Below are 11,194 nucleotides of genomic sequence, written 5' to 3' on the forward strand. Positions count from 1 at the left end.
GCGGACGGCGGGCACCACGGGGTGGTGGACCTGGTGGCCGTCCGGGCGCACGGCTGGCTGACCGAGAACCACGAGGACGTCGTCCGGAAGGTCACCCAGAAGACCCCGGGCTGGACGCCGAAGTTCATCGACCACCAGGTCGGGGAGCGGGTCTACAAGGAGCTGATGCGCTTCGTCACCGAGATCCGGGACGACCCGGACCACCCGGCCCGGGGCGCGATCGACAACTTCCTCGTCGACTTCGCCATCGAGCTCCAGACCGACCCGGAGACCATCGCCCGGGTCGAGCGGGCCAAGGGCGAGCTGCTGGTCCGCCCCGAGGTGCAGGACCTGATCAACTCGACCTGGTCGGCCGTGCGCGCCCTGGTGATGGGCGCGGCCGAGGACGAGGACAGCGAACTGCGCCGGCGCATCCGCGACGGCGTGCGCGGCTTCGGCGAGCGCCTCGCCACCGACGCCAAGCTCCAGGCCAAGGTGGACGGCTGGCTGCAGGACGCCGCCCAGTACCTGGTCGACACCTACCGGACCGAGATCACCTCGCTGATCTCGGAGACGGTGGCGAGCTGGGACGCCGATGACGCCTCGCGCAAGATCGAGGCGAACGTGGGGCGCGACCTCCAGTTCATCCGGATCAACGGCACCGTGGTCGGCGCCCTGGCCGGGCTGCTGATCCACACGGTGGCGGTCGCGCTCGGCGGGTGATCCGGGCCCGGGCCTATGCTTGCCAGCACTGTCGGTACGCGCGTAGAGGAAAGTAGGGAACCACCGTGGTCCAGCCGGACGGAAGTCGGATCGGAAACCCCACCGCCAACGGCATCGAGGCGTTCATCGCCGGCATGCCGAAGGCGGAACTGCACGTCCACCACGTCGGCTCGGCCTCGCCGCGCGTCGTCGCCGAACTGGCCGCCCGCCACGCGGGGAGGACCGAGGTGCCGACGGACCCGGCGGCGCTCGCCGAGTACTTCACCTTCACCGACTTCGGGCACTTCATCGAGGTCTACCTGAGCGTCGTGGACCTGGTCCGCGACGTCGAGGACGTCCGCGCGCTCACCTACGGCGTGGCCGAGGACATGGCCCGCCAGAACATCCGGTACGCCGAGCTGACCATCACCCCGTACTCCTCGGTCAAGCGGGGCATCCCGGAGGTCGCCTTCATGGAGGCGATAGAGGACGCCCGGCTGCGCGCCGAGAAGGAGCTCGGCGTGGTGCTGCGCTGGTGCTTCGACATCCCGGGCGAGGCCGGTCTGGAGTCGGCCGAGGTCACCGCCCGGCTGGCCACCGAGCTGGCGCCCGAGGGCCTGGTCAGCTTCGGCCTGGGCGGCCCGGAGATCGGCGTGCCGCGGCCGCAGTTCAAGCCCTTCTTCGACCGGGCCCGGGCGAACGGCCTGCACTCCGTCCCGCACGCGGGCGAGACCACCGGGCCGGAGACGGTCTGGGACGCGATCCGCGAGCTCGGCGCCGAGCGCATCGGGCACGGCACCCAGGCGGTGAAGGACCCGGCGCTGCTCGACTACCTGGGCGAGCACCGGATCCCGCTGGAGGTCTGCCCGACGTCCAACATCGCCACCCGGGCGGTGGAGCGGATGGAGGACCACCCGATCAAGCGGATGGTGGACGCCGGGCTGCTGGTGACGGTCAACAGCGACGACCCGCCGATGTTCGGCACCGACCTCAACACCGAGTACGCGGTGGCGGCGCGGCTGCTGGGGCTGGACGAGACCGGGGTGGCGGCGCTGGCCCGCAACGCGGTCGAGGCCTCGTTCCTGGACACGGCGGGCAAGGCGCGGCTGGTCGGCGAGATCGACTCCTACCTCGCGGGCTGGCAGCACTGACGTTTCCGCAGGTGAACCGCCCCGTCGGCCTCGGCCGGCGGGGCGGTTCCGCGTTCGGTGCCAGTTCGGCCGAGTGAGTGGTGCCAAAGTGATGCCACAAACGGCTGGACGTGGCACCACCGCTGTGCCATGCTTTCAGCCATGGACCTCACGCCGTACGTCGAAAACCTCCGGAACGAACTCGCGGTGGCCGCCGCCACCGGCGGGGACGAAGCCCGCGCGCTGGCCGAGCGGCTGACGCTCCCGCTGGAGTCGGCCGTGCGGCTCACGCTGCTCAACGCGCTCTCGGCCGCCATGGGCGAGGTCACCCGCGACCTCGCCCCGGGCTCGGTGGACGTGCGGCTGCGCGGGCTCGATCCCGAGTTCGTGGTGACGGCGCCGCCCGGTTCCGGCGAGTTCCACGGCGATGTGCCGCCCGTGGCTCCGGTGGCGGCCCCGATGGTGCCACCAGTGGTGCCAGTCGCGCCATCGGTGGTGCCGGAGTCGGACGAGACGGGCACCGCCCGGATCAACCTGCGCCTGCCCGCCCACCTCAAGGCCCGGGCGGAGGAGGCCGCCGGGCAGGAGGGCCTCTCCCTCAACGCCTGGCTGGTCCGGGCCGTCGCCGGCGCGCTGGAGGGCGGCCAGCAGTTCGCCCGCCCGGCCGTGCGCCCGGGCTCCGACTTCGGCGCCGGCGCCCCGCGCGGCGTCGGCGGCCAGAGCTTCACCGGCTGGGTCCACTAACGCTTCCGCACCTTCCGAGCCTTCCGCACCTTCAACGTCACCCCCGCTCCGACCAGCGGGAACACCCACACGAGTCAAGAGGACGGGACAGCCATGCCTACGTACGGAACCGACGGTCCGATCTCCGCCAACCTGGAGTTCGAGATCGGCTCGGTGTGGATCAACGCGAGCAAGCGCGCCGACGCCTCGGTCGAGGTCCGGCCCACCAACCCGGCCAGGGACGCGGACGTCAAGGCCGCCGAGCTGACCCAGGTCGACTTCTCCGGCGGTCGGCTCACCGTCAAGGGCCCCAAGCAGCGCACCGTGTTCTCCAACAAGAAGGGCTCGATCGAGATCGTGGTCGAGCTGCCGGCCGGCTCCGAGGTGCACGCCGAGTCCCCGATGGCGGACTTCGTCACCGAGGGCCCGCTCGGCGACTGCCGACTGAAGGGCTCCATGGGCCGGATCCAGCTGGACCGGGCCGAGAGCGCGAGGCTCAAGCTCGACCACGGGGACATCCGGCTCGGCACGGTCGCCGGGGACGCCGAGGTGTTCGGCGCCGGCCGGATCGAGGTCGGCTCCGTCGGGGGTCGGCTGACGGTCAAGAACAGCAACGGCGACACCGAGATCGACGAGGTGCGCGGCGAGCTGTCGGCCAACGCCTCCAACGGCCGGATCCACGTCGGCCACGCCGGCTCGGACGTCGAGGCCAAGACGGCGAACGGCCACATCCGGCTCGGCCGGGTGGTGCGCGGCAAGGTCACCCTCCAGTCCGGCGTGGGGGACTTGGAGATCGGCATCGCGGAGGGCACGGCGGCCTGGCTCGACGTGCACAGCAAGTTCGGCGCCGTCCGCAACACCCTCGGTGCGGCGGAGGGCCCGGGCGAGGCCCGGGAGACCGTCGAGGTCCGTGGCACCACCCAGGTCGGCAGCGTCATCATCCGGAGGGCCTGATGGGAGCGATCTCGACGGTCGGGCTGACCAAGTCCTACGGGGACAAGGCGGTCCTGCGAGGAATCGACCTGTCCATCCCCGCGGGCAGTGTGTTCGCCCTGTTAGGGCCGAACGGCGCGGGCAAGACCACCACCGTGCAGATCCTCTCCACCCTGATCCCGGCCGACGGCGGCGCGGCCCAGGTGGCCGGGCACGACGTGGTCCGGCAGGCCGACGGGGTGCGCAGGGCGATCGGGGTGACCGGTCAGTTCTCGGCGGTGGACAACCTCCTCACCGCGGAGGAGAACCTGATGCTGATGGCCGACCTCAACCACCTCCGCCGTCGGGATGGGCGGAGGCGGGCGGAGGAACTGCTGCGCCGCTTCGATCTCACCGAGGCCGCGCGCAAGCCCGTCGCCACCTTCTCCGGTGGCATGCGGCGCAAGCTCGACCTGGCGATGACGCTGGTCGGCGATCCGAAGGTGATCTTCCTGGACGAGCCGACCACCGGGCTGGACCCGCGCAGCCGGCGCACCATGTGGGAGATCATCCGGGGCCTGGTCGCCGACCACGGGGTGACGATCTTCCTCACCACCCAGTACCTGGACGAGGCCGACCAACTCGCCGACCGGATAGCCGTCCTGGACGGCGGCCGGATCGTCGCCGAGGGCACGGCCGAGGAGCTGAAGCGGATCGTCGCGGGCGGGCTGATCCGGCTCCAGTTCGCGGACGCCGCCCAACTGAGCGCCGCCGCCGGGCTGTTCGACTACGCCACGGCCGACGCCGACGCCCTGCGGCTGGACATCCCGGGGGACAACTCGGTGCTCACCGTGAAGGCCGTGCTGGACGCGCTCGACAACGCCTCCGTGCGAGCCGAGTCGCTGGTCGTGGAGACGGCCGATCTGGACGACGTGTTCCTTCAACTGACCGGGGAGGGCGTGCGATGAGCACGGCGACGTACGTGGTGAGCGATTCGCTGACCATGCTGAGGCGGAACCTGAAGCACGCGCAGCGGTATCCGGCGATGACCTTCTCGGTCGTGGTGATGCCGGTGATGATGCTGCTGATGTTCAACTACGCCTACGGCAACACCCTGGGCGCCGGCATCGGAGGCGGCAACTACATCGACTACGTGGCGCCCGGCATCGTGCTGATGACGGCGATGGCCGGGGCGCTGGTCACGGCGGTCGGCGTCTGCACCGACATGACCGAGGGCATCGTCAACCGCTTCCGCACGATGGCGATCTCACGCTCCGCCTTCCTCGCCGGGCACGTGATCGGCAGCCTGATACAGACCATGATCGCTGTGGTCCTGGTGATCGGTGCGGCCTTCGCGATGGGCTTCCGGCCCAGCGCGGGCCCCGTCGAGTGGCTCGCGGCGATCGGCCTGCTGGGCTTCGTGGCGCTCGCCATGACCTGGGTATCGGCCGCGATCGGCCTGGTGGCCAAGACGGTCGAGAGCGCCAGCAACCTGCCCCTGCCGCTCCAGTTCCTGCCCTTCATCGGCAGCGCCATCGTCCCGACCGACTCCATGCCGACGGCGCTCCGCTGGTTCGCCGAGTACCAGCCCTTCACCCCCATCATCGAGACCCTGCGCGGCCTGCTGATGGGCACCGGGATCGGCGCAAGCGGCTGGGTCGCACTGGCCTGGTGCACCGGGCTGACGCTGCTCGGCTTCTTCTGGGCGCGGAGCGTCTTCTACCGGCGGTGACGGGGGTGCGGCCGGTAGCCACGCGGCCCGGGCGGTGGGGGGAGACCCTGCCGTCCGGGCCGTTGTGGCAGTGCTCCGGGCCACAGCGGCGGTACGTCCCCCGTAGTAAAGTCCGCGCCAAAGCTCGGCAAAAGATCGCCTGGGGGGCGGATGACGGCGATGCGTCACAAGCAGCTCGTGTGGGGGCTCAGAGGCGTGGCTCTGGTCGCGATCCTGGCTTACCTGGCGGGCCTGCACGCGTCCCGGTCGGGCGGACTGGTGGTGGTCGAGCGCTGGCTCAACCACCCGGTCCTGCTGGTCGGGGTGGCGGCCGCACTGATCGTGGTCTCGCTGCTCATCGAGCGCGAATCCCGCACCGCGTGGTCGCAGATCGGCTGCGTCGGCGCCCTGGCGGTGCTCGTCTTCGGCGGGCTGCCGATCGCGGTCCTGTCGTACGTGTTCAGCGGCGACGGACGGTGGGTCGAGCGGAAGGTCCGACCGGAGCACCCGGACCGGGTGCTGACCGTCACCGACGTGGCCTTCTCGATCGACCCGATCTACCACGTGGAACTGCTGTCCGGCACTGGCTGGTCCGCCCGCCACTGGGACCTGGGCACCTGGGAGACCGAAGGCGGAGACTTCACCCGCGTCGACTGGTCGGGGCCGAACCAGATCACGGTGACCGGGGAGAGGGAACTGCGGGTCTTCGAGGTCCACCCCGACGGCAGCCTCGGCGCACCTCGGGTGACCGCCCGCTAGTCCGGCTCCCGTCCGGTCGGGCCCGCCCTCAGAGCGCGATTCGTGAGCTGACGTCCGTTCACATGATCGCCAGGTGTTCGGGATGGATCTCCTGCATATGCGCCAGGACGGCGGTCGCCTCCTCACCGCAGCCCAACTCGATCCTGGCCCCGGTGTTCGGCGTCGCCGCCCTGATCGGCGTGCTCGCGGTCTTCGGCCTCGCCGCATTCAACACTGACGGGTTCTCGCCCGTCGCGTTCTACATCGCCTACTCGGGCATGGGCCCCTACGGCCTCGCCCTCGGCGCCGCCGCCTGGTCCTACCAGAGCCGCACCCGCCGCCAGGCGGCGTGAAGCACTCGGAGCGCGTTCTATGAGCCCTTGCGGGGCTCTGGCTTGATGAGGGTTGGCCTGTGAGGTGGGCGATCGTGCTCGACACCCGCCGGATCAGCCTCCACGTCTCATCCGACGGGTCGCTCAAGTAGGGCCTGCGCTCGCCCCCTCGCAGAAATCCCCTCTCAGAGCCCTCGGATTCGTCTTCACCCGATGGGGGTTGCGCGTCGAGAGGGCATCGCGCGCCCCTGAGTGCTGACCGGTCAGCCGGCCGTGGCCGGGTCGCCGCAGAGGGCCTTCTCCTCGAAGGCGCGGTAGAGCCGGGTGGACTTCGTGGAGTCGCTCTTGTCGTACTCGTTGTAGGAGAGGGCGTACTGGCGGCTGCCGTCCCGGGTGCCGAGCAGGCCGGTCGAGTAGCCGGGGATCTCGCCGGGGTGGCCCCAGAACTGTCCGCAGGAGAGGTCGTAGCGGACCACGCCCAGCCCGTACTCGGCGTGGTCGGGAGCGTCGGGGATGGGGACGGTGGTGGTCATCTCGGTGAGCTGGGCGGGGGAGAGCAGGCGGCCGCCGAACAGGGCCGCGTGGAAGAGGGCGAGGTCGTCGGTGGTGGAGATCCCCGCGCCGGCCGCGTCGGCGATGGTGGGGGAGAGCCGGGTGACGTCCCCCGGGCCCTCGGGGAACTTGAAGTAGCCGTGCGCGTGCGGGCCGGGGATCGCGGTGGTGTCGGTCGGCAGGGTGGTGTGGTGGAGGCCGAGGGGTTGGATGATCCGGGACTCAACTTCTTCCCGCCAACTGCGGCCGGTCACCTGCTGGATGAGCATGCCGACGACGATGTAGTTGGTGTTGGAGTAGTGCCAGCCCTGGCCGGGGGCGAAGTACGGCGGCTTGGCGGTGCTGATGGCCAGGAGCTGTTGAGGGGTGTACTGGATCCAGCGGCCGGTAGTGAGGAACTCCCGGTTGCCCGCCTCGGTGTTGGAACGGACGTGTGGATCGTCCAGGTAGTTGTACAACCCGCTGGTGTGATTGAGGAGTTGGCGGACGGTGATGGCACCGCCGTTCGGGATGACGTCGGGCAGGTAGTGCTCGATCGGGTCGTCGAGCCTCAGTCGCCCTTCGTCGACCAGTTGCAGGGTGACGGTCGACACGAAGGACTTGGTGGTGCTGGCGATGCGGAACCGCCCGTCGGCGCGGGCCGGTTGGCCGGTGGCCAGGTCGGCGGTGCCGGCCGCGCCGCGCCAGACGACGCGCCCGTGGTCGCGGACCTCGGCGAGCGCGGCGGTGCTGGTGCCCTGCTCGACCAGGGCGTTCAGCTCGGGCTGTAAGTCGACGGTGGCGTGTGGCGAGGCCACCGGGGCGGCTGCGGCGTTCGGCGCGAGCGCGAGGAGGGTGGCTGCGGCGAGGAGAGCGGCAGCGATGCGGGTCGTGGTCATGGGAGTCACGCTCGCACCGGGTGAGGGCGGTGGTCCTCCTCCCGGCGAAGGGCCCGGCCCTCCGTCTTCTGGAGGAGGGCCGGGCCCGTTGAGTCAGGGGCGAGGGGTCACCAGCGGTCGATGCCCATGGTGTTGGCCGCCTTGTGGACGGCGTTGTAGTGGGCGATCGACATGTCGGACTTCTTGTCCTTCGCGGGCAGGTTGCGGTCCGCCGCGCGGAACTCGTCCCGGGCCTCGGCGAGCAGGCTGGTGCCGTGGTCAGCGGGGACGTCCTTGACCCCGTGGGCCGGGTGGGTCTTCTGGGCCGTCTTGCTGCCGGCCTGGATCAGGATGTCGCGGGCCTTGTTGAAGTCGTCGGTCTTGATCCGGCTCGGGTTGGCGGCCAGCTTCTGGGACGCGGTGCTCGTGGGCGAGGTCCGCTCGACGGCCATGGCGGTCGGGGCGACGGCGGCGGTGAGGGCGCCGGTGATGGCGACGGTGGCGAGGGTGTTGCGGATGATCCGGTGCATGAGGGAGGCCCTTTCGATAAGAAAGTGTCAAAGATTAGTTTGCGTAGCGATCGTGATGAGTCGTGATGCGAACGCCTCGGCACTACCCCGGTCTTCGGTGGTGGAAAACCGGCTTCCGTTAAGGGGGTTCGGCGGTGACAGGATTCGGCCGTTTGTTGACGGATGAATGAAGCGAACTCGAACGGGCGATCGGGTTGGGCGGTTCGAGGTAATCGGCTTCGTGTGCGGACGCTATTGGGATTACGTGGCGTTGCGGGCGGTTCCGTGCGAGTGGTTGCCTCGCCACCGTGGCCGAGCGAACGGTCACAAGAGTTCGAGGAATCACCTCAGAAGGAGAGATCCTTGTACAGCATCAAGAAGGCCGCGGCTGCCGTCGTGGCCGTCCTGGCCGTCACCGGCGCCGTGACCGCTGCGGCCCCCGCCTCGGCCGGCCAGGTCCGCCAGGCGGGCGGGAACGTGCGGTTCTTCAACGAGGCCACGGGTGGGTCGCTGGACGCCAACGGATCCGGGGCTCCGGTGGCCATCACCTGGCAGCCCAACGGCACGGCCTTCCAGGACTGGATCCTGCGCCCCCTCGGCCCGGTGTTCCTGATCGAGAGTGTGGCGAGGAGGGGCAGCTGTCTCCAGGCGCCGCCGAACTCCGGCGACGTGATTCGACTGGCTCCGTGCAACCCCAACAACCCGACCCAGGCCTGGGAACTCGACCGGGTGGGTGACAAGTTCGTCATCGCCGAGGCGACGGACGAGAACTTCGTCATCGAGGCCACCAGCAACACCAACCCCGTGGTGAAGCAGTTCCGCGACGAGAACCCGAACCAGCTGTGGGACGTGACGCCTTCCTGAGACATCGGTAGTACGCCGCGCCCCGCCGGGTCCCACCCGGCGGGGCGCGGTGGCCTTCAGAGATCGAGCTCAAGTCAGAAGGAGAGATCTTTGTACAGCATCAAGAAGGCCGCAGCTGCCACTGTGACTGTCCTGGCCGTCACCGGTGCGGTGACCGCTGCGGCCCCCGCCTCGGCCGGCCAGGTCCGTCAGGCGGGCGGGAACGTGCGGTTCTTCAACGAGGCCACGAACGGGTCGCTGGACGCCAACTCGGCGGGGTCCGTCGCCATCACCTGGGAGCCCAACGGTACGGCTTTCCAGGACTGGATCCTGCGGCCGCTCGGCCCGACGTTTCGGATCGAGAGCGTGGCGAAGCCGGGCAATTGTCTCCAGCTGCCGCCGTTCGTTGGCGACCCGATCCAAGTGGCTCCGTGTAACACCAACACCGCGTCCCAGCGCTGGCGGCTCGATCAGGTGGGGGACAAGTTCGTCATCGCCGACGCTGTGGACGAGTTCTTCGTCATCGAGGCCACCAGCACCACCAACCCTGTGGTGAAGGCGTTCCGCGACAGGGGCCCGAACCAGCTGTGGGACGTGACGCCTTCCTGAGGCGCAGGTAGTACGCCGCGCCCCGCCGGGTCCACCCGGCGGGGCGCGGTGGTGTTTAGAGGTCGTACTCGCCGTTGCGGATGGCGGTGACGAGGTCGCGCCATTCGTCGGTGGTGAGTTGGGCGATGGCGTCGGGCAGGAGGCTGCTGCGGACGTAGACGGCGCCGTCAGTCATGGCGACTTCCGGGCAGTTGTTCGCGTTGGCGCAAGCTTTGGGGCGCTTCCAGTTGAGGTCTGTCATCGGACCCCCTCCGTCATTCGGGCTGCTAGAGGTCGTACTCGCCGTTGCGGATGGCGGTGACGAGGTCGCGCCATTCGTCGGTGGTGAGTTGGGCGACGGCATCGGGCAGGAGGCTGCTGCGGACGTAGACCGTGCCGTCAGCTATGGCGACTTCCGGGCAGTTGCTTGCGTTAGAGCATGCACTCGGCCGAATCCAGGAGCGGTTCTCCATCGGCTATATCTCCTTCTTGATCTTCGCGATCAGATCGCGGGAGTCCTCAACCGAGAGAGACCTGTCGCTCATCTGGTCAACGACCGCACGGTACTCCTCCAGGTGCTCGACCAGGTGGAGGAAGATCGGCCCCTCCATGGAGTCGTAACTGACGGTGTCGAGCCGGGGTACGGCCCCATGTGCGTAGTTGATGGCCTGGCCGGGCCCCTTGAAGCCTCCAGCTGCGAAGCTGATCACACGAAGCGTGACATGTGGCAGTTGGGACAACTCCAGCATCCAGTCCAGCTGTTCCCGCGCCACGTCACGGCCGCCGAACTGCATGCGGAGAGCCGCCTCGTGGACGATCGCCGTATATGGATGGGTGCCTTTCGCCATCAATCTCTCGGATCGCAGCATCCGCTGCTCGACACGCGTCTCTACGACACGCGGAGTCAGTCGGACTTGGTTGTCCTGGAAGATCGCGCGGCTGTAGCGCTCCGATTGCATGGGACCGGGCGGGTGGCAGATCTGGTAGGAGTACATGCCCTGTGCATGGTGCTCGAACTCGCAGATGTCGAGAAAGCCCTGCGGAACCGAGCCTCGGTATTCCTCCCACCATCCCTTGTTCTTGTCGCCTGCCATCGCCGCCAGCGCGTCGATGTACGCGGAGTCGCCCTCCTCGTACTCGGACGCGAGAGCGACGACCCTCTCAGGGGTGACCGCGTAGGTCCCTTGCTCGATGAGCGTGATTTTGGTGCGGCTCAACCCCAGGACGGCCGCGGCATCGGCGGTGGTCATGTCGGCGGCATCTCGCATCTTCCGCAGCTCGATGCCGAGTCGCTGCTTTCTTGCGCTCGGGGTATGGGCCATGGGGCCAAGCATCTAACGCTGTGCCAGTAGGAGTCCAGTCACCTTTTTGAGGGACATGTTCCCAGGTCTATGGAACATGTCCCCGACATTGCCCTACAGTCGGTGATGCACCGATCACGCAGCGGGTCGTCAGCACGCTGCCATGCACCGCAGAGCACCCATGTCCTGGACTGGCTCACGGCGACCGCCCGCTCACCCAATCCCCCCTTCCCCCAGGGAGATTCCTGTGCGCGACCTCAACTCCCCCTCCCTCACCGTCTCCCGCTCCGCCCTCACCGGAGCCCTGACCCTTGCCA

At 69.1% G+C, this 11,194-nt stretch carries 15 protein-coding genes; 10 read left to right on the plus strand and 5 right to left on the minus strand.

Features of this window, described 5'->3' with window-relative positions; translation table 11 throughout:
* The 8 genes from J0670_RS16835 to J0670_RS16870 form a co-directional block, all read left to right on the plus strand.
* The coding region (locus J0670_RS16835; protein WP_207812409.1) for a DUF445 domain-containing protein at nt 1–702 on the plus strand (702 nt) is incomplete at its 5' end.
* A gap of 65 nt (nt 703–767) precedes the next feature.
* The gene (locus J0670_RS16840; protein WP_374223116.1) at nt 768–1,832 is read left to right on the plus strand and encodes an adenosine deaminase; all 1,065 of its coding nucleotides are present in this window, start codon (nt 768–770) and stop codon (nt 1,830–1,832) included.
* 141 nt (nt 1,833–1,973) lie between these two features.
* Nucleotides 1,974–2,555: a toxin-antitoxin system HicB family antitoxin gene (locus J0670_RS16845; protein ID WP_207812410.1), complete on the plus strand. Its 582-nt coding sequence runs from the start codon at nt 1,974–1,976 to the stop codon at nt 2,553–2,555.
* A 93-nt stretch (nt 2,556–2,648) separates the two neighbouring features.
* A complete protein-coding gene (locus J0670_RS16850) occupies nt 2,649–3,488 on the plus strand; it encodes a DUF4097 family beta strand repeat-containing protein (protein ID WP_207812411.1) in 840 nt (279 codons plus the stop codon).
* Nucleotides 3,488–4,414 carry an ATP-binding cassette domain-containing protein gene (locus J0670_RS16855; RefSeq protein ID WP_207812412.1) on the plus strand — a complete coding sequence of 309 codons (927 nt, stop codon included), beginning with the start codon at nt 3,488–3,490 and terminating at the stop codon, nt 4,412–4,414. Before J0670_RS16850 ends, J0670_RS16855 begins: the two co-directional genes overlap by 1 nt.
* Complete coding sequence (locus J0670_RS16860; protein WP_207812413.1) at nt 4,411–5,178, plus strand: ABC transporter permease; 768 nt, start codon at nt 4,411–4,413, stop codon at nt 5,176–5,178. The genes J0670_RS16855 and J0670_RS16860 overlap by 4 nt, the downstream gene beginning before the upstream one ends.
* A 195-nt stretch (nt 5,179–5,373) precedes the next feature.
* A complete protein-coding gene (locus J0670_RS16865; RefSeq protein ID WP_207812414.1) occupies nt 5,374–5,916 on the plus strand; it encodes a hypothetical protein in 543 nt (180 codons plus the stop codon).
* Between the two features lie 62 nt (nt 5,917–5,978).
* Nucleotides 5,979–6,248 carry a hypothetical protein gene (locus J0670_RS16870; RefSeq protein ID WP_207812415.1) on the plus strand — a complete coding sequence of 90 codons (270 nt, stop codon included), beginning with the start codon at nt 5,979–5,981 and terminating at the stop codon, nt 6,246–6,248.
* 242 nt (nt 6,249–6,490) lie between these two features.
* Here J0670_RS16870 and J0670_RS16875 read toward each other — a convergent pair whose 3' ends face one another.
* Nucleotides 6,491–7,657, minus strand: a complete 1,167-nt coding sequence (locus J0670_RS16875; protein ID WP_207812417.1) for a serine hydrolase — start codon at nt 7,655–7,657, stop codon at nt 6,491–6,493.
* A 107-nt stretch (nt 7,658–7,764) separates the two neighbouring features.
* Nucleotides 7,765–8,166 (minus strand): hypothetical protein, encoded by a 402-nt coding sequence (locus tag J0670_RS16880; RefSeq protein ID WP_207812418.1) that lies wholly within the window; start codon nt 8,164–8,166, stop codon nt 7,765–7,767.
* Nucleotides 8,167–8,508: 342 nt separating this feature from the next.
* Between J0670_RS16880 and J0670_RS16885 the strand changes: the two genes are divergently transcribed.
* Nucleotides 8,509–9,009, plus strand: coding sequence for a ricin-type beta-trefoil lectin domain protein (locus J0670_RS16885; protein WP_207812419.1), 501 nt, complete (start codon nt 8,509–8,511; stop codon nt 9,007–9,009).
* A gap of 90 nt (nt 9,010–9,099) precedes the next feature.
* On the plus strand, nt 9,100–9,597 hold the full coding sequence (locus J0670_RS16890; protein WP_207812420.1) for an RICIN domain-containing protein: 498 nt from the start codon (nt 9,100–9,102) through the stop codon (nt 9,595–9,597).
* A 55-nt stretch (nt 9,598–9,652) separates the two neighbouring features.
* Here the strand turns inward: J0670_RS16890 and J0670_RS16895 are convergent, their stop codons facing one another.
* The 3 genes from J0670_RS16895 to J0670_RS16905 are packed head-to-tail and all read right to left on the minus strand — an operon-like array spanning nt 9,653 to nt 10,898.
* Nucleotides 9,653–9,838 carry a DUF397 domain-containing protein gene (locus J0670_RS16895; protein ID WP_207812422.1) on the minus strand — a complete coding sequence of 62 codons (186 nt, stop codon included), beginning with the start codon at nt 9,836–9,838 and terminating at the stop codon, nt 9,653–9,655.
* Nucleotides 9,839–9,863: 25 nt separating this feature from the next.
* On the minus strand, nt 9,864–10,049 hold the full coding sequence (locus J0670_RS16900; RefSeq protein ID WP_207812424.1) for a DUF397 domain-containing protein: 186 nt from the start codon (nt 10,047–10,049) through the stop codon (nt 9,864–9,866).
* A gap of 3 nt (nt 10,050–10,052) precedes the next feature.
* Nucleotides 10,053–10,898 carry a DUF5753 domain-containing protein gene (locus tag J0670_RS16905; RefSeq protein WP_207812426.1) on the minus strand — a complete coding sequence of 282 codons (846 nt, stop codon included), beginning with the start codon at nt 10,896–10,898 and terminating at the stop codon, nt 10,053–10,055.
* Between the last annotated feature and the right edge of the window lie 296 nt (nt 10,899–11,194).

The organism is Streptomyces sp. FH025, from assembly GCF_017427025.1.
Lineage (GTDB): Bacteria > Actinomycetota > Actinomycetes > Streptomycetales > Streptomycetaceae > Kitasatospora.